The sequence below is a fragment of the Prosthecobacter sp. SYSU 5D2 genome (genome assembly GCF_039655865.1).
Classification (GTDB): domain Bacteria; phylum Verrucomicrobiota; class Verrucomicrobiia; order Verrucomicrobiales; family Verrucomicrobiaceae; genus Prosthecobacter.
On sequence record NZ_JBBYXL010000003.1, the window covers coordinates 165,235 to 190,690 of the forward strand.

Annotated in this window: 23 protein-coding genes and 3 tRNA genes; 15 read left to right on the forward strand and 11 right to left on the reverse strand. The window is 58.8% G+C overall.

Going from position 1 to position 25,456, the window contains the following annotated elements; genetic code table 11:
- The first annotated feature begins 115 nt into the window (after positions 1–115).
- Genes WJU23_RS05670 through WJU23_RS05685 form a run of 4 tightly spaced genes read left to right on the forward strand, consistent with a single transcriptional unit; the run spans position 116 to position 3,594 of the window.
- Positions 116–2,254, forward strand: coding sequence for a BatA domain-containing protein (locus tag WJU23_RS05670; RefSeq protein ID WP_346331574.1), 2,139 nt, complete (start codon positions 116–118; stop codon positions 2,252–2,254).
- A gap of 42 nt (positions 2,255–2,296) precedes the next feature.
- A complete protein-coding gene (locus WJU23_RS05675; protein ID WP_346331575.1) occupies positions 2,297–2,545 on the forward strand; it encodes a DUF433 domain-containing protein in 249 nt (82 codons plus the stop codon).
- Positions 2,542–2,895 (forward strand): DUF5615 family PIN-like protein, encoded by a 354-nt coding sequence (locus WJU23_RS05680; RefSeq protein WP_346331576.1) that lies wholly within the window; start codon positions 2,542–2,544, stop codon positions 2,893–2,895. The genes WJU23_RS05675 and WJU23_RS05680 overlap by 4 nt, the downstream gene beginning before the upstream one ends.
- A gap of 27 nt (positions 2,896–2,922) precedes the next feature.
- Positions 2,923–3,594, forward strand: a complete 672-nt coding sequence (locus WJU23_RS05685; RefSeq protein ID WP_346331577.1) for a hypothetical protein — start codon at positions 2,923–2,925, stop codon at positions 3,592–3,594.
- Here the strand turns inward: WJU23_RS05685 and WJU23_RS05690 are convergent.
- Positions 3,582–3,962: a helix-turn-helix domain-containing protein gene (locus tag WJU23_RS05690; protein WP_346331578.1), complete on the reverse strand. Its 381-nt coding sequence runs from the start codon at positions 3,960–3,962 to the stop codon at positions 3,582–3,584. The genes WJU23_RS05685 and WJU23_RS05690 overlap by 13 nt on opposite strands.
- A 67-nt stretch (positions 3,963–4,029) precedes the next feature.
- Between WJU23_RS05690 and WJU23_RS05695 the strand changes: the two genes are divergently transcribed.
- The 3 genes from WJU23_RS05695 to WJU23_RS05705 are packed head-to-tail and all read left to right on the forward strand — an operon-like array spanning position 4,030 to position 7,183.
- Positions 4,030–5,079 carry an alkene reductase gene (locus WJU23_RS05695; RefSeq protein ID WP_346331579.1) on the forward strand — a complete coding sequence of 350 codons (1,050 nt, stop codon included), beginning with the start codon at positions 4,030–4,032 and terminating at the stop codon, positions 5,077–5,079.
- Positions 5,076–6,110, forward strand: coding sequence for an LLM class flavin-dependent oxidoreductase (locus tag WJU23_RS05700; RefSeq protein ID WP_346331580.1), 1,035 nt, complete (start codon positions 5,076–5,078; stop codon positions 6,108–6,110). The genes WJU23_RS05695 and WJU23_RS05700 overlap by 4 nt, the downstream gene beginning before the upstream one ends.
- Before the next feature lie 38 nt (positions 6,111–6,148).
- Positions 6,149–7,183 carry an aldo/keto reductase gene (locus WJU23_RS05705; RefSeq protein ID WP_346331581.1) on the forward strand — a complete coding sequence of 345 codons (1,035 nt, stop codon included), beginning with the start codon at positions 6,149–6,151 and terminating at the stop codon, positions 7,181–7,183.
- A 136-nt stretch (positions 7,184–7,319) separates the two neighbouring features.
- Here WJU23_RS05705 and rplT read toward each other — a convergent pair whose 3' ends face one another.
- Together rplT and rpmI are read right to left on the reverse strand one after the other, a co-directional pair.
- Entirely contained in the window at positions 7,320–7,706 is a 387-nt protein-coding gene (gene rplT / locus WJU23_RS05710; protein ID WP_346331582.1) for a 50S ribosomal protein L20, read from the reverse strand.
- A 118-nt stretch (positions 7,707–7,824) separates the two neighbouring features.
- Positions 7,825–8,043, reverse strand: coding sequence for a 50S ribosomal protein L35 (rpmI, locus tag WJU23_RS05715; RefSeq protein ID WP_133795685.1), 219 nt, complete (start codon positions 8,041–8,043; stop codon positions 7,825–7,827).
- A gap of 160 nt (positions 8,044–8,203) precedes the next feature.
- On the opposite strand from rpmI, the gene WJU23_RS05720 reads away from it, so the two are divergent.
- Entirely contained in the window at positions 8,204–9,208 is a 1,005-nt protein-coding gene (locus WJU23_RS05720; RefSeq protein WP_346331583.1) for a GHMP kinase, read from the forward strand.
- 8 nt (positions 9,209–9,216) lie between these two features.
- On the opposite strand, the gene glp is transcribed toward WJU23_RS05720, so the two are convergent.
- Positions 9,217–10,392 carry a gephyrin-like molybdotransferase Glp gene (gene glp / locus WJU23_RS05725; protein WP_346331584.1) on the reverse strand — a complete coding sequence of 392 codons (1,176 nt, stop codon included), beginning with the start codon at positions 10,390–10,392 and terminating at the stop codon, positions 9,217–9,219.
- Positions 10,389–10,898, reverse strand: coding sequence for a hypothetical protein (locus tag WJU23_RS05730; RefSeq protein ID WP_346331585.1), 510 nt, complete (start codon positions 10,896–10,898; stop codon positions 10,389–10,391). Before WJU23_RS05730 ends, glp begins: the two co-directional genes overlap by 4 nt.
- Before the next feature lie 99 nt (positions 10,899–10,997).
- Between WJU23_RS05730 and dnaX the strand changes: the two genes are divergently transcribed.
- Both dnaX and WJU23_RS05740 read left to right on the forward strand, forming a co-directional pair.
- Complete coding sequence (dnaX, locus tag WJU23_RS05735; RefSeq protein ID WP_346331586.1) at positions 10,998–13,025, forward strand: DNA polymerase III subunit gamma/tau; 2,028 nt, start codon at positions 10,998–11,000, stop codon at positions 13,023–13,025.
- A gap of 35 nt (positions 13,026–13,060) precedes the next feature.
- Positions 13,061–13,375 carry a YbaB/EbfC family nucleoid-associated protein gene (locus tag WJU23_RS05740; RefSeq protein WP_346331587.1) on the forward strand — a complete coding sequence of 105 codons (315 nt, stop codon included), beginning with the start codon at positions 13,061–13,063 and terminating at the stop codon, positions 13,373–13,375.
- A 12-nt stretch (positions 13,376–13,387) separates the two neighbouring features.
- Here WJU23_RS05740 and WJU23_RS05745 read toward each other — a convergent pair whose 3' ends face one another.
- The 5 genes from WJU23_RS05745 to WJU23_RS05765 all read right to left on the reverse strand — a co-directional run bounded on the left by WJU23_RS05745 (position 13,388) and on the right by WJU23_RS05765 (position 16,461).
- The gene (locus tag WJU23_RS05745) at positions 13,388–14,686 is read right to left on the reverse strand and encodes a sorbosone dehydrogenase family protein (protein ID WP_346331588.1); all 1,299 of its coding nucleotides are present in this window, start codon (positions 14,684–14,686) and stop codon (positions 13,388–13,390) included.
- A 68-nt stretch (positions 14,687–14,754) separates the two neighbouring features.
- Positions 14,755–14,829, reverse strand: a tRNA-Lys gene (locus WJU23_RS05750).
- A 22-nt stretch (positions 14,830–14,851) separates the two neighbouring features.
- Positions 14,852–14,926: transfer RNA gene (locus WJU23_RS05755), tRNA-Lys, on the reverse strand.
- Between the two features lie 23 nt (positions 14,927–14,949).
- Positions 14,950–15,654 carry an HAD-IA family hydrolase gene (locus WJU23_RS05760; protein ID WP_346331589.1) on the reverse strand — a complete coding sequence of 235 codons (705 nt, stop codon included), beginning with the start codon at positions 15,652–15,654 and terminating at the stop codon, positions 14,950–14,952.
- Positions 15,655–15,720: 66 nt separating this feature from the next.
- Positions 15,721–16,461: a hypothetical protein gene (locus tag WJU23_RS05765; RefSeq protein WP_346331590.1), complete on the reverse strand. Its 741-nt coding sequence runs from the start codon at positions 16,459–16,461 to the stop codon at positions 15,721–15,723.
- Positions 16,462–16,622: 161 nt separating this feature from the next.
- Between WJU23_RS05765 and WJU23_RS05770 the strand changes: the two genes are divergently transcribed.
- Positions 16,623–17,303, forward strand: a complete 681-nt coding sequence (locus tag WJU23_RS05770; RefSeq protein ID WP_346331591.1) for a class I SAM-dependent methyltransferase — start codon at positions 16,623–16,625, stop codon at positions 17,301–17,303.
- 96 nt (positions 17,304–17,399) lie between these two features.
- A complete protein-coding gene (locus WJU23_RS05775; RefSeq protein ID WP_346331592.1) occupies positions 17,400–19,889 on the forward strand; it encodes a PSD1 and planctomycete cytochrome C domain-containing protein in 2,490 nt (829 codons plus the stop codon).
- On the opposite strand, the gene WJU23_RS05780 is transcribed toward WJU23_RS05775, so the two are convergent.
- The gene (locus WJU23_RS05780; protein ID WP_346331593.1) at positions 19,886–21,082 is read right to left on the reverse strand and encodes an AI-2E family transporter; all 1,197 of its coding nucleotides are present in this window, start codon (positions 21,080–21,082) and stop codon (positions 19,886–19,888) included. The genes WJU23_RS05775 and WJU23_RS05780 overlap by 4 nt on opposite strands.
- A 183-nt stretch (positions 21,083–21,265) precedes the next feature.
- On the opposite strand from WJU23_RS05780, the gene WJU23_RS05785 reads away from it, so the two are divergent.
- The 3 genes from WJU23_RS05785 (at position 21,266) to WJU23_RS05795 (ending at position 25,386) form a co-directional block, all read left to right on the forward strand.
- Positions 21,266–21,342: transfer RNA gene (locus tag WJU23_RS05785), tRNA-Pro, on the forward strand.
- A gap of 109 nt (positions 21,343–21,451) precedes the next feature.
- Positions 21,452–22,741, forward strand: a complete 1,290-nt coding sequence (locus WJU23_RS05790; RefSeq protein WP_346331594.1) for a DUF1552 domain-containing protein — start codon at positions 21,452–21,454, stop codon at positions 22,739–22,741.
- Positions 22,741–25,386 carry a DUF1588 domain-containing protein gene (locus WJU23_RS05795; RefSeq protein WP_346331595.1) on the forward strand — a complete coding sequence of 882 codons (2,646 nt, stop codon included), beginning with the start codon at positions 22,741–22,743 and terminating at the stop codon, positions 25,384–25,386. Before WJU23_RS05790 ends, WJU23_RS05795 begins: the two co-directional genes overlap by 1 nt.
- Positions 25,387–25,456 lie beyond the last annotated feature (70 nt).

The window sequence follows — 25,456 nt, forward strand, 5'->3', positions numbered from 1 at the left end:
TTGCCAATATGATGCCGTCTCAGAAGACCATTGAACAGAGGTGCCCTGTGACTTTGGTCTTCATGGCCATTCGTCATTCCGTCATTCGTCATTCGTCATTCGGATTTCCCCTCCCATGACTTTCCTCAACGCTATCCTCCTCGCTGGCGGTGCTGCCTTTCTGGTGCCGCTGATGATCCATCTGCTAAACCGGCGGCGGGTGCAGACGGTGGCGTGGGGGGCGATGCATCTTTTGCAGGAAGTGATCAAGCAGCGGAAGCGGCGGCTGAACATTGAGCAGTGGCTGCTGCTGGCGGTGCGCATTGCGATTCCCATCGTGCTGGCGCTGTGCCTGGCGCGACCGGTCTTGACGGCACTGCGGTCGCTGGGGATCGGTAAGACGTCGCTGGTGATGATGCTGGATGATTCCTTTTCCATGCGGGCTCCGGCAGCGGGGGGATCGCCAGCGGAGCGGGCGCGGGCGGATGTGGGGCAGGTGCTGGAGGCGCAGCCCAAGGGATCTGATGCGCAGGTGGTGCTGGCGGGCGGAACGGCGCGGCGGCTGATGGACCAGTCCACCAGCACGCTGGAGGTCATCCCGCCGCAACTGGCGGAGACGGCCAACCAGGCGGGACCGGTGAAGGTAAATGAGGCGCTGCAAACGGCGGCCGGTGCGCTGGCCCAGGCTCCGAACGGTGCGCGGGAACTGGCGATCCTCTCCGACTTCCAGGCGAGTGACTGGCAGGGCGCGGCGGACGGTGCGGCATTGCCGGCACTGGAGGCGCTGCTGAAGCAGGAGCCGAAACCGCAGGTGACCTTTTACCGCCTAACCAGTGATCTGACCGAAAATCTGAGCATCGCCAGTGCGGAGCTGTCCGCCCTGGTGCTGGCAGAGGGACAGCCGGTGGGGCTGCGAGTGCGGATAGCCAACCATGGTAAACGCGCCTGGCAAGATGTGGCCGTGCATCTGGAAACAGACGGAGCGCGGCTGCGCACTTCCCGCGTTTCTTTGGCACCGGAAGGGGAGGCGGTGATCAGCTTCACGCATGCCTTTGACAAAGTGGGGGACCATTCCCTGGCGGTGCGGCTGGAAGGGGACAGCTTCCCGGATGACAATGCTTTTTACTCGGTGGTGCAGGTGCGCAACCAGCTGGATGTGCTGCTGGTGGACGGGGATCCGGCCACGGAGCCACTGGGCGGGGCGACGGATTTTCTGGAGCTGGCGCTGACGCCGTATCTGTCCGCCGAGGCAACTACATTGAAAGACCTGATCCGCATCACCAAGGTGGACTCGCGGCGACTGCGGGACAGTGATTATAAGGGCAAGGAGATCATTGTGTTGGCGGATGTGGACCGTCTGCAAGGCAACCGGTTGACGGAGCTGGACAAGTTTGTGAAGGCTGGCGGCGGGCTGATCGTCTTTGCCGGTCCGCATTGCGACCTGGACTGGTATAACCGGGAGTTTTACAAAAAGAGCGAGGGCCTACTGCCAGTGGGCATCAAAGGTTTGCAACGCGCCAGTGCGGCCTCGCCTGCACGGGTGCTGCAACAGCGGCTGACTCACCCGGCAGTCGTTTATTTTAATGATGCACGCGGGGGACGGCTGCAGGATGCGGAGTTCCAAAGCTGGCTGGAATTTGACGTGCCGGAAAATGCGGACACCCAGCCCCTCCTGCAGCTGGACCGGGGCACGCCTTTGTTCATCGAGAAGGCACGCGAGCGTGGCCGGGTGATCCTCTCGGCGACGACCGCAGATGCCGAGTGGAGCAATCTGCCATTGCAGCCATTCTTTGTGCCGCTGATGCAAAGGCTGGTGACGTATCTCGCCACGCAGAGCGCTGTCACGGCCTGGGCCGAAGTGGGAAAACCGCTGCGGCTGGCGCTGCCCAAGGAGACGGCTGGGCAGACATACACGCTGCAAGGTCCAACCGGGCAGACGCAGGAGCTAAAGGTAAAAGCGGATGGCGAACAGGGCCTGCTGGAATCTCCCGCCATCACCGCGCCGGGCATCTACCGGCTGACACAGGGCAACCGCACCCGCCTGCTGGCCTACAACCTGGATGCAGCGGAATCCAATCTCGCCGCGCTGCCTGCGGACCAGGTGAAAAAGCTGGCTGAACGGTATGATGCCGCCTTTGTGGAATCGTTTGATGCCTGGCAGAAACTGGACCGCACGCGACGGCACGGAAGCGAACTTTGGCAGCCGTTTTTACTAGGGCTGCTGGCGCTGCTGTTCTTTGAGGTGCTGCTACAGCAGAGGATCGCGCGGGGGTGATGGGGAGTTGATTTTTTGGATTTTGAGGCTTTGTGTGAGTGCATGACTTCGACCGAACCAGGAAGCCTTTTGCATCGGATCGTGATTGATCCAGAAATTTGCCACGGAAAGCCCACCATCCGGGGGCTGCGGTATCCGGTGGAATCGGTTCTCGAATACCTGGCCGGCGGCGACAGTTTTGAAGAGGTCCTGGCGGAGTTTTCTGACCTGGAGCGTGAGGATCTGCTGGCTTGCCTCCAGTTTGCTACACAGTCACTGAAAATGCGAAGCTGGCAGCTCGTCACAGCATGAAATTTCTGATTGATGCACACCTGCCTCCGAGTCTAAAAATGGTGTTCCAAAAAGCCGGGCAAGACGCTATTCATACCCTGGATCTGCCAAATCAAAACGCCTCAAGAGACAGTCTGTTAAACCAGGTTTCTATGGCTGAGCATCGGGTCGTGGTTACCAAATACACCGACTTTTATCATTCGCACCTTTTGCAGGGACGGCCGTGGAAGCTGGTGCTGTTGAGGACGGGAAACATGGGGCTAAAAGAGACGCGGCAGATGTTTGAGGCGCATTTGCCAGCCATCCTTGATGCGCTCAATGAGTTTACCCTTGTTGAACTCGACAGGCAGAAGGTATCTGCGGTTGCTTAAAGCAGCCAAAGAATGCTAAAAAAGCGAATGAATAGAAACCGTTCCACTTGGCTCTTCATCACAATGCTCGGTTTTTCGGCATTGCAGGCGCAAGAAGCGGGGCCGGATCAGGTGGAATTGAGGAAATTGCAGCAGGAGGATCTCAGGGCGCTGGCGAAGCAGGTTGCGCGCTACGAAATTTATGGAGCAACTCCGAAGGAAGCGATATCGCAACTATGGAAACAAGTTTTGGGGCGTGAGTCAGCACTCCACATCAGGATTCCCTGGGATCCTGCTAAAGCACTCGTTATTTCGATGGATGTCAAAGACTGTCCAGTTAGCGAAATTCTGAATTATATCGCCGGGCTTTCCGCCTGTGATTGGTCGGTTCGAGGCTGGGATGAGAGCGGGCTGATGCTGGAGTTTACCCGTAGTGAAGGGATTGATGACACCGGGATGATGCTTTATGCCGAGGCATTTGTTCTCAATGAACAGGGGTTGGCCACATTGGGTGTATCCAAGGATGCAGCAGCCCAGGACCTGATTCCGGCGCTTGAATATTACAGCATCCATTTTGATGAGGAGAAGCGCGGCTATGCCCGTTACCACGGCCAGGATCAAACGTTGTCGGTGTGCGTCATCAAAGATCAACTACCGATGGTGAAGGCAGTGGTGCTGCTTGCGAATGCAGGCAAATTGCGGCCCTATCAGCGCCCCTGAGAGAATGCTGGAGTGACTGTCGCTCCCCCCTCCTGTTCTTTGCGCCAGGCTTTGAGGATTGCATCCAGGAGACCGGGGAAGCGGCTGTCGAGTTCTTTGCGTCTCACTCTGCTGGTCAGCTCCACGCCCCGCCGCTCGCTGTAAATGAGGCCGGACTCACGCAGGATGCGGTAATGCTGGGAGCAGGTGGACTTAGGCATGGAAAAATGCAGCCGGCTGGTGGTCTCCACACAGTTGAGCCCGGCCTCACACTTGCGCAGCTCGGCGACAATGCTCATCCGCACCGGATCAGACAGGGCGTGAAGGATGCCTGTGACGGTGATGCTTTCGGGCGAAGGATGGTGGAGCGGTCTGATGGTTTTAATCATACACAAAAATCACTTGCAGTTCAATCATTCTTTAGTTCCGTATTAGTGAACTATAGAACTAACACATATGTCCTCTCTTTTTGATTCGCTACAACTGGGCGCGCTGCACCTGCCCAATCGCATTTTTATGGCCCCCCTCACCCGCAGCCGTGCCGGGGTGGAACGCATTCCCAATGCACTTATGGCGGAATATTACCGCCAGAGGTCAAGCGCGGGTCTGATCCTGAGCGAGGCCACTTCGGTAACGCCCATGGGCGTGGGCTATGCAAACACACCCGGCATCTGGTCGGATGAGCAGGTGGAGGGCTGGAAGCTGGTGACGAAGACGGTGCACGAAGCTGGGGGGCGCATCTTCTTGCAGCTCTGGCATGTGGGCCGGATGTCGGACCCGATGTTTTTAAACGGGGAGCTTCCTGTGGCCCCCAGTGCAGTGCGCCCAGCGGGCCATGTGAGCCTGGTGCGTCCAGAGAAGCCGTTTGTTACGCCAAGGCCTCTGGAGCTGAAGGAGATTCCTGCCGTGATCGAGGCCTATCGCAAGGGGGCGGAAAACGCGCTCAAGGCGGGCTTTGACGGCGTCGAGATTCACGGGGCCAATGGCTATCTGCCAGACCAGTTTTTGCAGACTAAGACCAACCTGCGCACGGATGAGTATGGCGGGCCGGTGGAAAACCGCGCACGGCTGATGCTGGAGGTCACGGATGCAGCCATTTCCGTCTGGGGTGCCGACCGGGTGGGCATGCACCTCGCCCCGCGTATGGATGCCCATGACATGGGCGATGACAATCCTGGCGAAACATTTGGTTATGTCGCCCGCGAATTGGGCCGGCGGAAGATTGCTTTCATTTGTGCGCGTGAAAAGCAGGGCCCGGACAGCCTGGGGCCCGCACTGAAGAAGGCCTTCGGGGGGGTGTATGTGGCCAATGAAAAATTCACCCTGGAGACGGGCAATGAAATCATCGCGGCAGGAGATGCGGATGCGGTGGCGTTTGGGGTGCCGTTTATCTCGAATCCGGACCTGCCAGCACGCTTTGCCAAAAAAGCGGTGCTGAATGAGGCGGACCCGCAGACGTTCTATGCAGACGGGCCGAAGGGTTACACCGATTACCCATCGTTATGAAACACACACACGACTTCCTTTATTCGGTGCTGGATCTGGTGCCCATCGTCCAAGGGAGCACGGCGGCGGAGGCCCTGGCCAGGGCTTTGGAACTGGCCCAGCATGCTGAGAAGTGGGGCTATCACCGCTACTGGGTGGCGGAGCACCACAACATCCCCGGCGTGGCCAGTGCGGCCACATCGGTGGTCATTGGTCACCTGGCGGGCGGAACCACCAAAATGCGTGTGGGATCTGGTGGCATCATGCTGCCTAACCATGCGCCGCTGGTGATCGCGGAGCAGTTCGGTACGCTGGAGGCGCTGTATCCGGGGCGAATTGACCTGGGGCTGGGGCGGGCTCCGGGCGGAGACCAGACGACTTCGCGCGCGTTGCGCCGGGGTCTGGGCAGCAGCGGTGACACCTTTCCGGAGGATCTGCGGGAACTGCAAGGTTATCTAGGTACCGTCCAGCCGGGGCAAAAGGTCTGGGCCGTTCCGGGGCAGGATTCGCATGTGCCCATCTATTTGTTAGGCAGCAGCACGTTCAGCGCCAGCCTGGCAGCGGAGACGGGTCTGCCGTTTGCCTTTGCCTCGCACTTTGCACCGGAGCTTCTATATCAGGCGCTGAACATTTACCGGACCCGGTTTAAGCCCTCCGTGTTTCTGGACAAGCCGCATGCGATGGTCGGCGTGAACGTCATCGCGGCGGATACGGATGAGGAGGCGACGCGCCTGTTCAGTTCCTTGCAGCAAGTGTTTTTGAATCTCATCCGGGGCCGTCCGCGTGAACTGCAGCCGCCCGTGGATGACATTAATGATGCCTGGAATCCGGTGGAGGCCGCGCAGGTGGACCGGATGACGAGCTGCTCGGCAGTCGGCGGTCCGGAGACACTGCGGCGGCAGTTGCAAAATCTGCTGGATGCGGCGGAGGCGGATGAGATCATTGCCACGGCGCATATTTTTGATCCGCAGGCGCGGCTGCGCTCCTTTGAGATCGCGGCGAATGTTTTCCAGGACATGAATGCCGCACTGCCCTCCCCTGCCCTTTCCTAACTTTCACTTCACCTAAACTCAAACACAGAAATAGGATCATGGAATACAGACAACTTGGCGGATCAGGCTTCAAAGTACCAGCACTGACCTTTGGCACGGGGACCTTCGGCGGCGGCACGGAGTTCTTCAAAGAATGGGGCGCATCGGATGTTTCCGAGGCCTCGCGACTGGTGGACATCTGCCTGGAGCATGGGCTGAACATGTTTGATACAGCGGACATTTACTCCATGGGCATGGCAGAGGAGATCCTCGGCGTGGCCATCAAAGGCCGGCGGGATGAAGTTCTCATTTCCACCAAAGGCACCTTCCGTTTTGGTGAAGGGCCTAACAACGTGGGGTCCTCCCGCTGGCACCTCACACGCTCCGTGGAAGCCAGCCTGAAGCGCCTGGGCACGGACTACATCGACCTTTACCAGCTTCACGGATACGATGCCATGACGCCCGTGGAAGAGGTGATGAACACCCTGGATCACCTCGTGCGTGCGGGGAAGATCCGGTACATCGGAGTATCCAATTTTTCCGGCTGGCACCTCATGAAAGCCCAGGCCTATGCGGACAAGCACGGCCTGACCCGGTATGTGGCCAACCAGACTTATTACTCGCTCATCGGGCGGGATTATGAATGGGAGCTCATGCCCCTCGGTCTGGATCAAAAGGTGGGCGCGGTGGTGTGGAGTCCGTTGGGCTGGGGGCGGCTGACCGGCAAGATCCGGCGCAATCAGCCACGGCCAGAAACCAGCCGCCTCAATCACAAACTCAGCAATCAAATGGGTCCGCAGGTGGACGATGAGTATCTTTACAAAGTGGTGGATGCCCTGGATGAAGTGGCGGCAGAGACCGGCAAAAGCGTGCCGCAGGTGGCGTTGAACTGGCTGCTTCAAAGGCCGACCGTCTCCACCGTCATCATCGGTGCCCGCACAGAGGAGCAACTGCGACAAAACCTGGGTGCGGTGGGGTGGAACCTGACTGTGGAGCAGGTGGCCAAGCTGGATGCCGCGAGTGACAAACCGAAGGCCTATCCTTACTGGCACCAGGCGGGATTTGAGGAGAGGAATCCGTTCCCGGCGGGGTGAGCCCATGCCGGAATTTGATGGCCACGCCTGAAAGGGCGTGGCTTTTTTGTTTATGCGCCCCTAACGAGTACCAAATAAAACAGCCGGGGCTTTCGCTCCGGCTGTTTCAGGTTTTGGGGATTAAGTTGTCTGGAGATTAAGCGGCAGCTTTGACCTGCTCGTTCTTTTTCTCGATGGCGGCCTTGGCCTGATTGGCGAGGGCGGCGAAAGCGGCTTCGTCCTGGATGGCGATGTCGGAAAGGACCTTGCGGTCGATTTCGATGCCGGCAAACTTCAGGCCTTCCATCAGGCGGCTGTAGGTGATGCCGACGTTACGCGCAGCAGCGTTGATACGCTGGATCCACAAGTTGCGGAAGGTGCGCTTGCGGACCTTGCGGTCGCGGTAGTTATACGTCATCGCCTTGCGGACAGCGTCCTTGGCGTAACGGAAATGGGTGGATCGGAACCCGCGGAAGCCCTTGGCTTTCGCGAGTGTGCGCTTGCGGCGTTTGCGGCTAGCGGGTGCGTTGGTGGCTCTTGGCATTTTCTATTTCTGTGAACAGGCTGTTGTTAAGGAGACGATGACCGGCCTCACCTGATCTGAGGCCTTCACGTGAGTGAAGCCAGACCGGAGCATCGGGGTCCCGCTAGGGGACCGTGGATTAACCGCGATGGGAGAACGGCATGTTGGCCAGGACTCCTGCTTTATCCACTTCTGCCACAAGGGCGACTTTACCGAGGTTGCGCTTCCGTTTGCGGCTCTTGTTCTGCAAGATGTGGCGCTTGCCTTGTTTGCGGCGAAGCACCTTACCTGTTGCAGTTACTTTGAACCGTTTAGAGTAAGCTTTTCTCGTTTTGGCTATACCAGCGTTTTTGGACATAGGGGCCGCGAAGGTGGCGGCAAATGAATAAACGGCAAGGCTTTTTTAGAGGAAGAGTGAATATCCTGGCAGAAAACGGGCAGTTTTGTCAAAGATGGGCATTCAGGTTGCCAGTTCCGCCGCCTCCTTTAGGGTCTGCCCCTCCTTTTCTCCCGAATCCATGCTCATTAAAACCAAAGCCTATGCCCGCGCCGGACTGGTGGGCAACCCTTCGGACGGCTATTTTGGCAAGACGATCTCGTTCATCATCCGCAACTTCGCGGCGGAAATCACGCTTTTTGAAAGCCCTGAGTTGACGATTGAGCCTAATCAGCGGGATCATTCCGCATTTTGCAGCATCGAAGAGCTGGTCCGGGATGTGCGGCAGAACGGCTATTACGGAGGGATCCGCCTGTTGAAGGCGAGTGTGAAGCGATTCTTTGAATATTGCACGAAAGAAGGCCTGGAACTGCATGGGCGTAATTTCACCCTGCGCTATCACAGCGACGTACCTCCGCAGGTGGGTATGGCAGGAAGCAGCGCGATCATCACGGCCTGCTGGCGGGCGCTGATGCAATTTTATCAAGTGGAGATCCCCACTCATATTCTGCCGGGCCTGGTGCTGAGCGTAGAAAATGATGAGCTTTGCATCCCGGCGGGCCTGCAGGACCGGGTGATCCAGGCCTATGAGGGAGTGGTTTTCATGGATTTCAACCGGGCTTCCATTGAGAAGCTGGGTTATGGCATTTATGAACCGCTGGACCCGGCCCTGATGCCGCCAGTGTATGTGGCCTATACCTCCAAGCTCAGCGAGGGAACGGAGGTTTTTCACAACGACATCCGGGGCCGCTGGAACCGGGGCGACCGGGAGATTGTGAGCGCGATGTACCAGTGGGCAAATCTGGCCCAGCGGGTGCGCGACCTGATGCTGGAAAAGCGAGGCCACGAGATGGGGCCCCTGCTGAATGAGAACTTTGACCTGCGGCGGCGCTTGTACAAGCTGAGCCAGGGGAATCTGGACATGGTGGATGCAGCGCGGGACTGCGGAGCAAGTGCCAAATTCACGGGAAGTGGCGGCGCCATCGTGGGCACTTACGAGGATGAGGCGATGTTTGAGCGGCTGAAGGCAGCTCTGGAGCCGATGCATGTCACGGTGATCAAACCGCAGATTTTACCGGAGACTTGAGATACGGATCATAGCAGAACTTCCACGGCAGAGCTTTCTGGCACCTGCTGATCCGGCTCCAGGCGCAGCAGGGCATTGGCCTGGCTGAGGGCAAAGAGGGCGTGGCTTTGCTGCAGGCCCGTGACCGTGAACTGGCCATTTTTGAGGATTCCACGCAGGTAGTGCGGGCGGTCGCCGTCGTTATGGAGGGCCTTGGTCGTCATGGCAGGAGTACGGACGAGATCCAACTCCTGGGCTCCCATCCATTTGAGCAGAGCAGGACGGACGAATAGCTGATAGGTGATGTAGCTGGAAACAGGATTACCGGGCAGGCCGAAGATGCATTTGCCTTCATGCCGGGCGAAGAGGAAGGGCTTGCCGGGTTTCACTTTGACCCGCCAGAGATCCGGGGTGATGCCGAGGGCGTGCAGGGCGGGTTTGATCTGGTCGTGATCACCCACGGAGACTCCTCCGCTGAGGAGGATGACATCGTATGAGGCCAGGAGCTGGCGAAGGGTGGCGATGGTGGATTCCAGATCGTCTGCGCAATGGACGGCAGTGGTCTCGTGGATCCCCTGCCCTGCCAGGAGGGCCTGAAGCATGAGGCCGTTGCTATTGTAAATCTGCCCAGGGGCCAGGGGCTGCCCGGCGGGGACGAGTTCATCCCCGGTGCTCAATACGGCGACGCGCGGCGCTCTGTGCACCTGCACGCTGGCAAGGCCTTGGGAGGCAAGCACGCCGAGGCGACCTGGGGTGAATTTTTCCCCCTGGCGCAGGATGATCTGGCCAGTGCAGAGATCGGCACCGGCGCGGCGGATGTTTTCGCCAGGAAGCACGGGTTCGCGGCAACGGATGCCATCCCCATCGCGCTCCACATCCTCCTGCATGATGACGGCATCCGCCCCGGCGGGCATGGGGGCACCGGTGAAAATGCGGATGGCCTCGCCAGGGGCACAGTGAAGCTGGCGGTCTTTTCCGGCGGGCTGCTCATCGGCCACACGGATAACAGAGTCAGAATCTGTTGTGTCCGCTGCACGCACCGCATAGCCATCCATCATGGAATTGTCGAAGCCAGGCAGCGGCACGGTGGCAAGAACGTCCGCTGCGGAATAAAGACCCAAGGCATTTAATAAAGGAACCTTTACGGCAGGGCCAGGAGAGATGGCCGCAAGGACGCGGGTGCGGGCTTCAGTTTCGGAGATCATTGCGCCGGTGGCGGGGATTCAGAAGGTGAAGAAAAAGGCAAGGGGGCCAAAGAAGGCAACGTTGGCTGCAAAGGCGACGGCGGAGAAGCCAGCGGATCCAGGGGGATGGGTGCGATGGCCGGGACGGTGGGGATGGGATCCGGAGCGAAGGGGGTGTTTACAGGCGCATCCCCAGTAGTGCGATGCATGACAAAACTGCCCACTTTGGGCTGCCCGGATTTGATATCGGCGGTGAGATAGCGGCCTTTGCGCTCTGGTGTGAGCCGGATGGAGGACTCGCCACCCGCAGGATCCACGGCGACCAGCTCGGTGCCGGTGGGGAGCAGCGGCGGCTGCTCACACCGGATAAGCACATAACTCTGCTCTGGATTCACCATTTCGACGACACCGATGAGCGTAGTCTTTGGTCCAGTGGGGGCGGGCTTTTCTTCTTTCTTAAACAGGCCGCAACCTGGCAGCAGAAGGCCCAGGACCAGGAAGAAAAGAATGCATTTTGACTGCCTCATGGGGTGATCCTAAAGCAGACCGGGGCAGAATGCCAAGATTGCCGAAGAGTTTCGCCAAAATCTGTTCGCCTCGCCTGCGACACACGCTAGCATTGAGTCGTGAGTTATCAGGTCTTCGCCCGCAAGTATCGCCCCAAAACCTTTGCCGACGTGCTCGGCCAGGAACATGTTGTCCGCACGCTGCGCAATGCCATCGCGCAGAACCGGCTGGCACACGCCTATCTTTTTGTGGGCCCCCGTGGGACGGGCAAAACCTCCACGGCCCGTATCTTTGCCAAAGCACTGAACTGCCCGAATGGCCCCAGCGTGGACTTTGACCCGGAGGATGAGCTGTGCCGGGAGATCGCTGAGGGTCGCAGCCTGGATGTGCTGGAAATTGACGGTGCCAGCAACAACGGCGTGGACCAGGTGCGAGACCTGCGGGAAAGCGTGAAGTATGCGCCATCCCGCTGCCGCTATAAAATTTATTACATTGATGAGGTGCACATGCTGTCCACGGCAGCCTTCAATGCACTGCTGAAGACGCTCGAGGAGCCGCCGGATCATGTGAAGTTTATTTTCGCCACCACGGAGGCGAACAAGATCCTGCCGACGATCATCAGCCGCTGCCAGCGCTTTGACCTGCGTCGTATCCCGAACACGATCATCGCCAAGCATCTGCTGCACATCGCCATGCTGGAAAAGGTGGATCTGGATGAGAAAGCGGCCTTCGCCATCGCCAAAGGTGCCGATGGAGGGATGCGGGATGCGCAGTCCATGCTGGACCAGCTTGTGGCCTTCTGCGGTGACAAAATCCGCGAAAATGACGTGCTGGAGATTTTTGGTTTCACCGCCGTGCAATCCGTCAGCCAGATGGTGCAGCACATCCTGGAAAGCGACACCGTTAACGCCCTCCGCCTGGTCCACGATACGAGCGAAGCCGGCAAGGACCTGGGCCGCATGCTGGGAGATCTGATCCAGCATTTCCGCACGCTTTTAGTCAGCCAGGCAGATCCAGATGCAGCCGCAGAAGATCTGGAACCGGAAATTGCGGACCAGGTGAGCATCCAGTCGCAAATGGCCAGCACGGAACAGCTTCTGCGCATTGTGGACGGTCTGGCCGAGGTGGATGCCCGCATGCGCTGGGCCACGAACAAGCGGCTGCACTTTGAGCTGGGCGTGATCCAGGCCGTGCAGCATTACAATGAGATCAGCATCAGCGATGTGATCGAAGCGCTGGATGGCGGCGGTGCCGCCTCCCTGCCTCGCCCGGCCCCGCGCCCGCAGCCCACGCCAGTCGCCCGGCGCGCAGCCCCGGTGACCCTGGCAGCGCCAGAACCGATTCAAGCTCCGGTGGCAAAACCACAGCCAGCTCCGGCTCCTGCCCCCGAGCCAGAACCGACGCTAAAAGTGGCAGTGGCGGAAGCCAGCCCGGAGCCGTCACTGCTGATGGAAGAGCTGGAACCTGAGCCTGCATCGCCACCACCTGCACCCGATCCTGATCCAGAGCCCGAACCTCCTCCGGCTCCAGCACCCGAACCGCCGCCTGAACCTGAACCGGCCCCCCAAGCTGCGCCCGTTGTCAGGCCGCAGCCGCTGCCCGAGCCTGCGCCTCCCACCGCCCCCTCCCTGACCAATGAGGAATTCCGACTGGAACTGGTGAATTTGGTGAAGCAAAAGCGACCGCTGGCCGTGTCCTGGCTGGAGCCAACGACGGTGTTGTCCATGGCTAGGGGGATCATCAAACTGGGCTTCCCCACGAGCGAGAGCCACGCCAAAGAAAGCCTGGACCGCGACAACCAGCGCACCTTTTTGGAAGGCCTGGCCAATGAGATCCTTGGCACCCCGATGCGCTTTGAGATGGTGGTGGACCCCAGCTTGAAACCGCCTCCAGCAGCGGAGCTTTTTGCGGGTTTTGACCTGCCCGTTTCTGCACCACCCACCGCCCCCAAACCCGCCACGGCCCCGGTGCCGGTCTCCGAGCGGGCGGCCATTTCATCTACAGTGAAGGCAGCCCCGGAAAATGAAGCGCCCCCGGCACCGACGCCGGACAGCATCACCGAAGATTTCCAGAATGATCCGCTGATCAAAAGCGCCATCGAAAAATTCAAGCTCAAGCTGGCCGCCAGCGGTGCGCCCCAGGCCTGAGCCCAGTTTAACCTAACCAACTATTCTTTTATTTCATGAACATCCAGAAGATGATGAAGCAGGTGCAGGACATGCAGAGCCAGATGCAGAAGTCCCAGGCCCAGCTCGGCTCGCAGGTTTTTGAATCAACCGTCGCCGGTGGCAAGATTGTGGTGACCGCGAACGGTCATGGCGACATCCAGAGCCTGAAGATCGCCAAAGAAGTGGTGGATCCTGAGGATGTGGACATGCTGCAGGACCTGATCCTTTCCGCCGTGCAACAGGTGCAGAAGAAAGTGAAGGACACCCAGGCTGCCGAGATGAGCAAGATGACCGGTGGGCTTGGCCTGCCGCCCGGACTTGGGTTTTAAGCGCAGTCTTCATTACTCAGCACCCTTGCCATCATACGCCACCCGCCAGATGCGGTTCCCTGAGTCATCGCTGACCAGCAAAGCGCCGTCTTTGGCGACGGTGACGCCGACGGGGCGGCCCCAGACATCCCCTTCATCGGTAACGAAGCCGGTGAGAAAGTCCACGTATTCGCCAGTAGCCTTGCCATCCTTTGTGGGGATGTGGATGACTTTATAGCCGGTGCGGCGGCTGCGGTTCCATGAGCCATGCTCGGCGGCGAAGGCGTTGTTACGGTATTCTTCAGGGAACTGCTTGCCGTCATAAAAGACCATGTCCAGGGAGGCGGAGTGAGCCTGGATAAGGACATCAGGCGTGATGACCTTGTCTTTCAGTTCCGGCTTGGCACCCTGGTGGCGGGGGTCCTGGTGACCGCCCATGTAGTACCAGGGCCAGCCATAAAAACCGCCTTCGGTCACACGGGTGACATAATCAGGCACGAGGTCGTCACCGATGGCATCACGCTCATTGACGGAGGTCCAGAGATCACCCGTGATGGGATGAATGGCCAGACCGACGGGGTTGCGGACACCCCAAGCATAAACGCGCTTGTCCTGCCCCTCCGGACCAGTTTCAAAAATACGTGCCCGGTCTTCCTCCTCTTTGGTCCAATCCACGTTCGATTTGGAACCGATGGCGATGTAGAGCTTTTTGCCGTCTTTGGAAAAAACAATGTCGCGGGTCCAATGGCCACCGCCAGTAAGCTGACCACCTTCGGAAAGGGGCACCAGTTCGTCAGGCTTGCCCTCGGCCTTGGTCTGGCCGTTTTGATAAGGCATACGGACCACTGCATCAGTATTGCCGATGTAGATGTGGGTGGGATTATCTCCGGGAGGATAAAAGGCGATTCCGAAGGGCTGGTTGAGGCCGTCGGCGAAGACCTCGTTCAGCTCGGGTTTGCCGTCACCATCGGCATCCCGCAAGATGGTGATCTGGTCAGACTTGCTCTCGGCCACAAAGATGTCGCCATTTGGCGCGGTGACGATGACACGCGGCTTTTTCAGGTCAGCGGCGAATTCGGTGACGGTAAATCCTTTGGGGGCCTTGGGCCAGGCACCTTCGGGTTGTTTGACCTCTTTGGGCTTGTTGGTGACGGATTCCTTTTCGTTAGGTGGCGGCAGGTCGCCCACACGGAGATGCCGGCGGACACCCGGCGCATCGGTAGTCCAGTCGCCCATGGCGGCTTTACCGGTCAGGAGCTCCTGGGCTGAGGAGAGGGTGACGAAGGCTGCGAAGGAGAGCCAGGCAATCTGTATCGTTTTCATCCATCGCATTCGAATGAGGCCTGCCATCTGCGGGCACAAAAAAGCTCCGGCCGGTGAAGGACGCGGAGCATTTTTAGTGGTGCCCAGGGAGGGATTCGAACCCACGACCAATTGGTTAAGAGCCAACTGCTCTACCACTGAGCTACCTGGGCATTGAAACTGACATCCACAAGGTGGTGCGCGGGGTGGGATTCGAACCCACGACCAATTGGTTAAAAGCCAACTGCTCTACCACTGAGCTACCCGCGCTTGTGGGGCGGATTACCTACCCTTTACAGCGCTGTGCGCAAGCTTGAATTTGCCTGTGAACGGACTTTTTCCACAAAATGCATCAGGTTCCGCCCTGGACGGTCCACCGCAAACGCCTGCCAGCCAGAGTTTTCAGCGCCCTGGACATCGCAGCGCAGGTCATCACCCACATGCCAGCTTGTGGCGGCATCGGCATTCATGAGATGCAAAGCCGTATCGAACATGCGGGGCTGCGGCTTGGAAGCACCGACCTCGCTGGAAAGAATGATGTGCTCAAAAAAGCTGTCCAGGCCATGCCCGCTGAGAACGCTGCGCAGTCTCCGGTCAAAGTTGGACAGCACGCAGAGGCGGTGATCACGCGACAGATCGGTGAGCGCAGGCAAGACATCATCAAAAACTATCCAGGCATCTGGGCGGGCAAAGTGCGCATAAAGCTCATCGAACAGCGGATCGAGAGTTGAGTCCGGCACAGCATCATCAGCGGCCAGGGTGAAGACTTCGCCCACCAGCCCCCGCCACCAGGAGCGGTCATCATCGGGTGAGCGCTGCCCTTCCGGCCAAAAGGGGACATTCAGGCCGCCCCAGACCCTGCGGAAGGCCTGCTTGAGCGCGACTTCCTCCACCACGATGCCGTGCTGGCTGGCAAATTGGGCATAGGTTTTACCCACCGGCTCCCGAACCTGGATGAGAGTGCCTGCGGCATCGAAGGAAATGAGTGGAAGGAGCATGATCTAAAAGAGAGGAGGCTTGATCCCATAAGAATCAAGCCTCCGTCGCTGAGCAGGGAGCAAATCTCAGATGGCGCGTGCTTTAGCGCGGGGTCTTTTGACAGGTTTCGGAGTGGTAGTAGGACGGAAAGCTTCGCCAAAGAGATATTGGCGAGCGCTGTCCACCTGGCCCATCACGCGGTTCATCCACTTGGTGAAGTCTTTGCCGAAGTGGTCATCCGCTTCTGGATCCAGCAGTGCCTCATTCAGGCTGGCGTGCTGGCTGCGCAGCTCGATCTCAAGCTGGAAGCCGATCTCGGGAATGTAGAGTTCCACAGCTTCAAACATGTCCATCACGCGGGCGGCGTAGCTGGTGTCCCAGACCTTGTCATCATCCTCGTAGCTGCTGGTGATGAGATGGGCGATGGTGTATTCAGCGTGGTCAGAATAAACCTCGGCGGCTTCCAAGACGGAATCAAAGCTGTCATGCTCGCTGGTGACGGGGATCACCACGGAGAGGCTGACGCTGGCCTCAGTGAAGACGAGGTCCAACTGTTCCATCTGGTACAGTTTTTCAAAAAATTCCCCCATGCCGGTGGCGATCTCCAGGATGGTGACATGACTCTCATCCAGGCGGTCCAGAAGACTGTCGGTGGTGAGGGTGGAGGCATCAAAGACCCGGCCAGAGGCGTCCTCGCCAGCATCTTCCACCAGGGAAAGAAGCTGATGGGGGGCACCATACTGCGTGAGATAACGGGCGCAGCAATGAGCCAGCGTGCTCTTGCCAGTGGAAGGATAGTCGTTCTGGATGAGGATCAGCTTTTTCATAATTTAATAAGGATGCATTGATATTTTATGAATTATTCAAATTATTGCAAGCATAATTAACATAATTTCTATAATTCATTGGTTTTTGTCGCTGAGTTTCCTGCTCCAGAAAGGACCTTCCCCGTATGCAAAAGGGATACGCGGCGTTTATGATCAGCGACATGAAATGCTTTATCTTCCTCTGGGTGCTGAGTGCCGGTCTCTATGCACAAACACCCCCACCGCCCCCTGCCCTGCAGGAATACCAGGGCCGGGTGATCGCCCAGACCATGCACTGGCAGGGAGCCGGCTGGCTGATCCGCAACAAGCGTGACCGCGAAGAAGCGACGCTGCGGATGCGCGAGGAATTAAAGCTGAAGCCAGGAATGGCCGTGTGTGACATGGGCAGCGGCAATGGCTACCACACCCTCCCCATCGCCGAGGCCGTGGGCAAAGACGGCAAGGTCTATGCCGTGGAAGTGCAGCCGGAGATGATCGCCATGCTAAAAAAGCGCGCAGAGGCAAAAGGCATCACCCACATTGAAAGCATCATTGGTGAGCCGCATGATCCAAAGCTCCCCCCGGCCTCCTGTGACATGATCCTGCTGGTGGATGTGTATCATGAATTTTCCCACCCGGAAGAGATGCTGGCCGGAATGCGGCAGGCGCTGAAGCCCGAAGGCGTGATCGTGATGGTGGAATACCGGGCGGAGGATGACAGCGTGCCGATCAAGCCAGAACACAAGATGACCAAGGAGCAGATCAACAAGGAGCTGACCAGCAATGGCTTTAAACTGGTGCGTGAATTTGATGAACTGCCCTGGCAGCACATGATGTTTTTCGGCCTGGCGGAAAACCAGTAGTTCAGTTGGGCTCCAACTGAGGTTCCCGAAACAGTTCCGCATTGGCTAAGGCGTTCCTAAGTTCTTGAATGCCAGTCCGTTTTAAAGGTTACCACCATGATGAAGCTCCAGTTGCCCAGTCTCGTCGCCTGCCTGTGCCTGGCCAGCCTGCTGCCCGCCCCCGCCGCAGAGGAATTCGCCTTCTTTGAAAGCAAAATCCGGCCCGTGCTGGTCAAGCACTGCTACGAATGCCACTCCACCGAATCCGGCAAGGCCAAGGGCGGCCTGCTGGTGGATACCAAGCAGGGCCTTCAAACAGGCGGCGATACCGGCCCTGCCGTGGTGCCGATGGAGGTGAGCAAGAGCTTGCTGCTGATGGCGATCAAACACGCAGATCCCGACCTGGAAATGCCTCCCAAAAGCCCGCCGCTACCGAAGGCGGTGATTGCGGATTTTGAGACGTGGATCAAAGCCGGCGCCCCTGATCCCCGCGAGACCTCTATGCAGGTGGCGGAAAGACCGCCAGTAGATGTGAAGTCCGGACGTGAATTCTGGAGCTACCGCAAACCCCAGCCGCAGCCTGCACCTGAGGTGAAGGACAAGGCCTGGGCCAAACGCCCGCTGGACCGCTTCATCCTGGCGCAGTTGGAAAAGAATGACCTGGCCCCTTCCCCGGATGCGAAACCTGGCGTGCTGCTGCGGAGGCTGCACTTTGATCTCACGGGCCTGCCTCCGACACCAAAGGAGATGACCACCTTTGCCCAGGGCTGGCGGGATGAGGCAGGCCGGGAGGCGCTGCTTGAGAAGACCGTGGATGCCTTGTTAAAGAGCCCCCGTTTTGGAGAACGCTGGGGCCGGCACTGGCTGGATGTGGCGCGTTTTGCCGAATCCAACGGCCGTGAATCCAACCTGACCTTTCCCCATGCCTGGCGCTATCGTGATTATGTCATTGATGCCCTCAATGCAGACAAGCCGTATGACCGCTTCATTACCGAGCAGATCGCGGGGGATCTTTTGCCTGCCAAGGATGATGCGGAGCGCGCGCAACTGCACATTGCCACCACCTTTCTGGCCATGGGGGCGAAGGGGCTGAATGAAATGAACTCGCTGCAATTTGCCGCCGACCTGGTGGATGAGCAGCTGGATACTGTCACCCGTGCCATCACGGCCACCTCCGTGGCCTGCGCCCGCTGTCACGACCATAAAAGCGAACCCTTTAGCATGGAGGATTATTACGCGCTGGCAGGCATCTTTAAGAGCACGAAGACGCATTACGGGAACTGGATAGACTCGGAGAACAACAATCCCAGCGATCTCATCCGCCTGCCGGATCTGCCCGGACAGCTCATCCAAAACAAGTCCATCACAGCCGCGAAGGTGAAGGAACTGAAAGCCAGCCGGGCCAAGCTGGATGCGGAGGAAAAAGCCCAGAACGAATTCATAGCCAAAGCCCGTGAAGAAGGGCGGGACATCGGTGACGAAGGCTTCAAGCTGCTGGCCACCGCCATCCGCATCTACTGGTCACGGGGCGGCATTGACGGCCAGCTCATGACCGTGGATGACCAGGGCCGGGCGCTGCCGCTGAGCATGGGGGTGTCGGAAGCACCGAAGGTGCAGGAAGCGATGCTGCTGAACCGGGGGGAGATCACCCAGCCGGTGAAGGCGGTGAAACGCGGTTTTCCCGAGGTGCTTAAAATCCAGGGCGTGGAACCGGCAGCCAAGCAAAGTGGACGGCTGGAGCTGGCCCAGTGGCTGACCCACCCGGAAAATCCGCTCACCTCGCGCGTGATCGCGAACCGCATCTGGAAGCACCTCTTCGGCGTGGGCCTGGTGCGCACCACGGACAACCTGGGCTACAGCGGCGAGCGGCCCACGCATCCTGAGCTGCTGGATTATCTGGCCCTGGAAATGACCCGCCGGGACTGGTCTGTCAAAGCTCTGATACGGGAAGTGGCCCTGTCCCGCAGCTACCGCCAGTCCTCCGGCTACCGGGAAGCCTGTTTTGAGAAAGACCCGGACAACCGTCTGCTGTGGCGGGCCAACAAACGCAGGCTGGATGCCGAGGTGATCCGGGATTCGATGCTGGCGGTTTCAGGGGAGCTGGACGTGACCCGACGCCCGGGATCCCTGGTCTCTGAAATCAGCAGCCAGTCGGTCTCTCTGATCGGCTTTAACAAAGCGCTCCCGGCAGATCTGGACGGCAGCCTGCGGCGCTCCGTTTACCTGCCGGTGCTGCGCGACCACCTGCCGGATGTGCTGGAGCTTTTTGACTTTGCTGAACCCAGCCTGGTCACGGGTCACCGCGATGTGACCAATGTCCCCATGCAGGCGCTTTACCTGATGAACGGCCCATGGGTGCAGGCCCGCGCCGCAGCCCTGGCCGCCCGTGTTTCCAAAGAAAAAGCCACCCGGCCTGAACAGTTGCGGAGAGCTTTTACACTGTGTTTTAACCGACCACCAGACCAGGCCGAAACAGAGCTGGCTGAGACTTTTTTCCAAAAGACCCAAAGCAGTATTGAGGGAGCCCCTGCCGAGGATGAGACCATGATGCTGGCGCTCTACTGCCAGGCCCTGCTGGCCAGTGCGGAGTTCCGTTATGTGGATTAACGCCGGCCTGAATGATCCCGGTCCGGACTCTCGGTACTGGCGCCACCACCGATGAGCTCATTTTCATCCAGGTCATAACCCACGACCTCCACCTCTCCCCGGCGGATCTTTTTCTGCGACATGGCCACGGACACCCAGCGGAATTCCTCGCTGTTATCCAGGAGCACTTTGATGACCATGGTCAGCGGCACGGCCAGGAACATGCCCAGAGGCCCCCACAACCAGCCCCAGAAAATGGCAGAAAGCACCACCACGAGCGCCGAGATGCCAAAGCGGTTCCCGAGAAGCTGAGGCTGCACAAAGTTATCGAGGGCAAAGTTGATGCCGCCGTAACCGATGGCAATGCCTATGGCGGTGCCGCCGCCATGCGTCACCAGCGCTTCAATGATGGCCGGGATGCTGGCGGCGGTGCTGCCCACGGCCGGAATATAGTTGAAAACAAATGCCAGGATGGCCCACAGCAGCGGATATTGCAGATCAAAGAACCAGCACCAGGCGCCTGCCATCAGGCCCGTCAAAGCACTGATGAGGGTTTTGACGCCGAGATATTTCTGGATGTCCGTGACACTGCGCAGGAGACCGCTGAGATCCGGACCGCCGGCCTGCTTCACCGCCACCATGCGGCGGTGCGTACCGGGGGCCTCCATCAGCACAAACATCATCAGGATCAAAATCATGACCAGCCCGGCAAAGATGGTCGCCAAGGTCCCGAAGGTGCTGCCCAGCATGGCCCCAATGCGGGACAGCACGTCTTGCTGGTAGGCATAACCAATGATGTTGTTCCAGTCGAAGAACGTGGTCGTCAGTTCCTTGGCTCCTTCGACGCCATTTTCCTCGAGCCACACGCCAAAATCCGTGATGTAGCGCTGCAGACCTCGAAGATAACGCGGGAGGTCCGCATTAAAACTGATCAACATCCGCACGGCCAGGGTGATCAGCCCCGCCAGCACGCTCAGGTTCACCAGCAGGGTGATGCCCAAGGCCACAGGGCCAGGAATGCGATGCCGGGTCAGCCAGCGCATTAACGGAAAACTCAGGACAGCCAGGAAAAAGGCATAGACGACCGGCACCAAAATCCCCGCCGCCGCCCGCATCCCGGCGATGAGCACGATCAGACAGGCCAGGGTGAGAAGCATCTGCGAGCCTTTACGGCCCCAGTCCACACTCTTATTTTCCTCAGGCAGGATGGTCATGTCCATCCATCCTTGATGATAGGAATCTTCTCAAGAAGAAAGAGGCGGGGGATGCGGCACTGAGACTGTTTCTGAGAAGAAAAAAGAAAGTCCATTTTCATACAACATCTCAGTTGCAAACATGACAGCCAAACGCCAGTATCCTCTTCCCCAGCCGGACTCCAACGAGTCTCGCTAAAAGGTCGGGCCGTAGTTCAGCCTGGTAGAACGCTTGCATGGGGTGCAAGAGGTCGTGAGTTCGAATCTCGCCGGCCCGACCACTTCCAGCCTCAAACAGAGGCTTTATACGGCCTTCATCTGTCCCTGACGGAGGTTCCTGAAACCTGGCCGACACAGGGTCCGTACCATTGATTACCCCCCACGTATTTGATGCTCCAGAACTCCACATCTCCGGCGCTTGGCCGCCGCCAGTTTCTCCGCAGTGCCTCCGCTCTCATCGCCCTGCCAGCCTTGGAAGCTCTCGGTGGCGCGAGCGCTTCGGCCGCTGCTGCCACGACAGCCGCCCACAAGCCAAAAAACTTTGTCGCCATTGGTTCATATCTGGGCTGGCATCAACCGGCATTCTTCCCCAAATCCGCTGGCAAGGATTATGCGATGCCGGCGATCTTGCAGCCGATGGAGCCGCATCGAGACAGTTTCACGATTTTCTCCGGCCTGGACCACCGCGCACCCAACGGCCACAAGGCCTGGTCGAATTTCATTTGCGGCAACTCGCCAGGGTCTTATTCGCTTGACCAGCAGGTCGCAGATCAGGCGGGTGGAAAGACGCGTTTTGCCTCGCTGGAGCTGGCCACGGGCATGGGTGAAGGGGCCAAGTCCATGAGCTTTACCAAACAGGGAGTGGGCCTGCCGACGACGATCCGGCCAAGTGTGCTCTATCGCCAGCTCTTTGCCACGCAGGCTTCCCGTGCGCGGACGGAGTATCTGATCAAGAGCGGCCAGAGCTCCCTGGACAGTGTGCTCGATGACGCGAAACGGCTTCAGGCTGGGCTGCCTCAGCGGGACAAAGACAAGCTGAACGAATACTTTGATTCCTTCCGCAGTGTGGAAAAGAAAATGGCTCGCCAGCTTGCGGCGCTGGACCAGCCTGTGCCGGAGCCGGATTACAAGCTGCCAAGCTATGACCCCATCACGCCGAACCTGCAGATGGAGGCGGGCACCATCATGTATGATCTGATGACGCTGGCCCTGGAGACGGAATCCACCCATGTGATCTCGCTTTTCCTGGATGGTCTGGGGCAGGTCTTCGCCATCAATGGCGAGGTGCTGAAGGCGGGTTACCATGCGCTGTCGCATCACGGCAATGATCCGGAAATGATCCGCGACCTCATCGCCATCGAGCGGGCGCACATGGAGTGCTTTGCGGGGTTTTTAAAGCAGCTTTCTGAGAAGAAAAACCCGGAAGGCCGGACGCTGCTGGATGATACGGTGATCCTGGTGGGCACGGGCATGGGAGATGCCAGCCGGCATAGCAATGCCAACCTGCCAATCCTGGTGGCAGGCGGCGGATTCAAGCACGGCCAGCACATCGCGATTGATGCCAAGGCCAGGGACGCGCCCTTGCTGGGCGACCTGTACATCACCCTGAAGCAGCGGCTGGGTGTGGAGTCTGACTCCTTTTCAAACGCCTACCGCAATCTCAATCATCTTTTCTCATAATGCTGTTCCACCCAATGGTGATGCGATATTTTTTGTTAGGCTTGGCGGTCTGTGCGGCCATGCCCGCCATGGGGGCGGAGTTAAAAAAGACCGCGCCCCTGCCCGAGCCGGTGGTGAATGTTTTGGAGCAGCATTGTTATCGCTGCCACGACTCCGAGGATGGAGAAGGCGGGATCAATTTGAACCTTGCCGAAATTGACTGGAGTGCGGAAGGAGCGACCGGTGTGTGGGAGAAGACCTTCAACGTGGTTGCCCATAAGCAGATGCCGCCGGTCAACCGGCCGGCACTGACGCCGAAGCAAAAACAGACGCTGCTCGACTATCTGGACGGGCAGCTCACACAGCACACAGCCATCGGCGGCACGCTGCCCCGCAGGCTGAACCGGACGGAGTATCGAAACTCTATCCGCACGGTTTTTCAGATGCCGGATTTTGAACTGCCCTTGGGTTTCCCACGGGATACGCGGGAGCATGGCTTTGATACGGTGAGCGAGGCGCTGGTGCTTTCGCCGCCATTGCTGGAAGCCTATCAGCAGGTGGCCTGGCAGATCGCCGATGAGATCTTCCCGCCAGTGAAAAAAAAACCTCCGGTGACGACCTGGAAGGCAGGCGTGGAGGACCTGGTGCTGAGCTTTTCCGCCTCCACCATTCATGGCGATGCGCTGCGGCTGGCCTCGCGCAGCCCGGACATCATGAGGAGTTGCACCTGGCCGAGCAAAATCGAGATCATGGCTTCGGGCACATACCGCATCAGCGTCAGCACCTCCGCCTTCCGCCCAAAGAAAGGCGCAACTCCCATGATCCTGCATGTGCATGCCCGCGATGTGGCGGCGAGCGACCGTTCCCGCACGAAAATCTTCCGCCTGCTCAAAGAGATCCAGGTCACCAGCGAGACCCCTGAGACGGTCACCTTTGATGCCGAGCTTTATGAGGGCCAGACGCCCTTGTTTCATTGGACCAATGCGGAGCTGGATCATGAGCCGGAGCCCTTTTCCACCCTGCTGGAGGCGAAGTTCCAAGACCCGCGTTTCCTCGCCGCCTGGCAGGAGATGCTTTTTCCAGGCGCCCCCAGGAAAAGGATCTCCATCACGCCTCTGCGCGGCCGCAACGGGTGGAACATTTTCCAGCGCCATTATAACAATCCTCAGCTGAATCTTGCCGATGCCACCCTGGACAACCGGTTTGCCATTGCCGCCTTGGACATGGCAAAAAGCGAAGGCTCATCACGTGCTCTGGCGGACACCCTGGCTTATCATTATCACGAAAATGGCCCGGCTTTGCAGTTGCATGGCGTGACGGTGGAAGGCCCGTTTAAAATCGTGGATGGCCCGCAGGATCTGCAACGCCGTAAATGGCGGGAGTGGAATTTTGCAACGCAGAAAAAGGGAGAAACGAACGAAGCCTATGCCAGCCGTGCCCTGGAACTCCTTCTGCCGCGCTTGTTTCGTCGGCCTGTGACGGAGGATGTCCGCCGCAGCTTTGTGGACATCGCCAAGCATCACTGGGACGCCGGTCACAGCTTTGATGAAGGCATGCACCTGATGCTGCGCAGCACCCTTGTCTCGCCACGTTTTCTTTATCGTGAGACCACCCCCGGCAAATTGGATGCACACGATCTGGCCAGCCGCGTCTCCTATTTCCTGACCCGCGACACTCCCACGAACAACATTGTGCATCAAGCGCGCAGTGGAGAACTGGCCAAACCAGCGGTGTATCGTGCTGCGATCGAAAACCTGCTGCCCAGGTCGCCCGGCTCCCCGATGATCCGGGACTTCACGGAGCAATGGCTGGATACCCGGCTGCTGCCAGAAATCATGCCGGATGAGAAATTTGGATTTACGACGGATGAAATCGAAATCGCCAAGCGGGAAGTGGAGCATTTCTTTTTCACCATGCTGAAGGAAAACCGCCCGCTGCGGGACTTCATTGATCCGGATTTCATGACCACGTCGAAGCGCTTCGCCTTGGAAAACTACGGTTACACCGTGGCTGGCCTGAAGCCTGTGAAACCGGCCAGCACCTACCTCACCGAACATCACAAGATCGAGCGCCTGCCCATCAAGCGTGGCGGCGTCAGGGGCGGCCTGCTGGGGCAGTCCGCCATCATGATGGCCACGGCCAATGGCGTGGATACCCAGCCCGTGCTGCGCGGTGTCTGGGTGCTGGAAAACATCCTCGGCATTCCCTTGCCCCCGGTGCCCAGCAACGTGCCCGCCCTCACCCCCGATACCCAGGGTGCCAAAACTCCCCGCGACCTCCTGGCCGCACACACTAAGGCCGCCGACTGCCGGGGCTGCCATCAGCAGATAGACCCTATCGGATTTGTCTTGGAAAACTTTGATCCCGTCGGCGGCTGGCGCGAGCAATGGCCCGGCATCAACGTGGAGATTGACCCTTCAGGCGTGCTGCCTGACGGCACCGAGATCCTGGGTTATCCCGATCTCAAACGGTGGATTGTGGAGAACATCCACATCTTCGGTCAATGCCTCTCCGAGAAGCTCATGATCTATGCCACCGGCCGAATCCCTAGCTATGCCGAAAAGCAGGAGCTGAAGCAGATCGTGGCGAAAATCGAGCGTGAAAAAGGTGGCTTCCGCGACCTGCTCCTCACCCTGATGGAAAGCAAGACGTTCAGGACGAGGTGAAGGCCGGCTTCCGTGGCTGGCTGCGCGACTGACCCTCCGGTGCCGACATTTCCTGAGGCGTGAACATTCC

Bases quoted from the DNA above. Each gene is read 5' to 3' on its own strand.
- rpmI (WP_133795685.1), bottom strand. From the start codon at position 8,043: ATGTCCAAAAACGCTGGTATAGCCAAAACGAGAAAAGCTTACTCTAAA.
- WJU23_RS05700 (WP_346331580.1), top strand. From the start codon at position 5,076: ATGAAACACACACACGACTTCCTTTATTCGGTGCTGGATCTGGTGCCC.
- WJU23_RS05685 (WP_346331577.1), top strand. From the start codon at position 2,923: ATGAATAGAAACCGTTCCACTTGGCTCTTCATCACAATGCTCGGTTTT.
- WJU23_RS05740 (WP_346331587.1), top strand. From the start codon at position 13,061: ATGAACATCCAGAAGATGATGAAGCAGGTGCAGGACATGCAGAGCCAG.
- WJU23_RS05730 (WP_346331585.1), bottom strand. From the start codon at position 10,898: ATGAGGCAGTCAAAATGCATTCTTTTCTTCCTGGTCCTGGGCCTTCTG.
- WJU23_RS05680 (WP_346331576.1), top strand. From the start codon at position 2,542: ATGAAATTTCTGATTGATGCACACCTGCCTCCGAGTCTAAAAATGGTG.
- WJU23_RS05765 (WP_346331590.1), bottom strand. From the start codon at position 16,461: ATGAAAAAGCTGATCCTCATCCAGAACGACTATCCTTCCACTGGCAAG.
- WJU23_RS05670 (WP_346331574.1), top strand. From the start codon at position 116: ATGACTTTCCTCAACGCTATCCTCCTCGCTGGCGGTGCTGCCTTTCTG.
- WJU23_RS05780 (WP_346331593.1), bottom strand. From the start codon at position 21,082: ATGACCATCCTGCCTGAGGAAAATAAGAGTGTGGACTGGGGCCGTAAA.
- WJU23_RS05720 (WP_346331583.1), top strand. From the start codon at position 8,204: ATGCTCATTAAAACCAAAGCCTATGCCCGCGCCGGACTGGTGGGCAAC.
- WJU23_RS05705 (WP_346331581.1), top strand. From the start codon at position 6,149: ATGGAATACAGACAACTTGGCGGATCAGGCTTCAAAGTACCAGCACTG.
- WJU23_RS05690 (WP_346331578.1), bottom strand. From the start codon at position 3,962: ATGATTAAAACCATCAGACCGCTCCACCATCCTTCGCCCGAAAGCATC.
- WJU23_RS05790 (WP_346331594.1), top strand. From the start codon at position 21,452: ATGCTCCAGAACTCCACATCTCCGGCGCTTGGCCGCCGCCAGTTTCTC.
- WJU23_RS05770 (WP_346331591.1), top strand. From the start codon at position 16,623: ATGAAATGCTTTATCTTCCTCTGGGTGCTGAGTGCCGGTCTCTATGCA.
- WJU23_RS05795 (WP_346331595.1), top strand. From the start codon at position 22,741: ATGCTGTTCCACCCAATGGTGATGCGATATTTTTTGTTAGGCTTGGCG.
- WJU23_RS05760 (WP_346331589.1), bottom strand. From the start codon at position 15,654: ATGCTCCTTCCACTCATTTCCTTCGATGCCGCAGGCACTCTCATCCAG.
- WJU23_RS05775 (WP_346331592.1), top strand. From the start codon at position 17,400: ATGATGAAGCTCCAGTTGCCCAGTCTCGTCGCCTGCCTGTGCCTGGCC.
- rplT (WP_346331582.1), bottom strand. From the start codon at position 7,706: ATGCCAAGAGCCACCAACGCACCCGCTAGCCGCAAACGCCGCAAGCGC.
- WJU23_RS05695 (WP_346331579.1), top strand. From the start codon at position 4,030: ATGTCCTCTCTTTTTGATTCGCTACAACTGGGCGCGCTGCACCTGCCC.
- WJU23_RS05745 (WP_346331588.1), bottom strand. From the start codon at position 14,686: ATGCGATGGATGAAAACGATACAGATTGCCTGGCTCTCCTTCGCAGCC.
- glp (WP_346331584.1), bottom strand. From the start codon at position 10,392: ATGATCTCCGAAACTGAAGCCCGCACCCGCGTCCTTGCGGCCATCTCT.
- WJU23_RS05675 (WP_346331575.1), top strand. From the start codon at position 2,297: ATGACTTCGACCGAACCAGGAAGCCTTTTGCATCGGATCGTGATTGAT.